Consider the following 505-nt stretch of genomic DNA (forward strand, 5'->3'; position numbering starts at 1 on the left):
CGAACACGCCGTCCCCGGCGCCGAACTGAACCGTCTCACCGCGTCGATGGGTCCCGCCGTGGGCGTGGGCGCCGTGCTCGCCGACCCGGACGGGGCGCTGAAGGACGCCGACGACTGCACGGACGACGACCGGCGGGCGCTGCCCGTCGAGCCGGCCGTGACCACGGCGTACTGCTGGCCCGAGCGGGACACCGACGGCTGGCGGGCCGGCGCGGTCACCACCTCGGGGGACGCCGACGAGGACGGCCGCTGGGGCCCGCACCGGGTGATCCTCTCCGGGTGGACCCGCAACTCCGGCACGCCCGCCGAGCAGGGGCTCGCGCGGATCGCCTTCGTGGCCGCCGACGACGACCGGGCGCCGCGCTACACCTGGGCGCTGCTCGCCGTGCCGGAGGACGGCGGGCGGGACTTCCGCGGGCTGGGCTCCGACGTGTCGGGCATGGTCTGGTACCAGGACAAGCTGCTCGTCACCGCGGGCCGGGGCGAGGGCGGCGCGCTGTACGTG

The 505-nt window shown here is 77.0% G+C and carries 1 pseudogene; it reads left to right on the forward strand.

The window, feature by feature from the left end:
• Window positions 1-505: pseudogene (locus tag LPA54_RS36760) on the forward strand (hypothetical protein); the annotation flags it as partial.

This window comes from Streptomyces sp. DH12 (assembly GCF_020873895.1).
Lineage (GTDB): Bacteria > Actinomycetota > Actinomycetes > Streptomycetales > Streptomycetaceae > Streptomyces.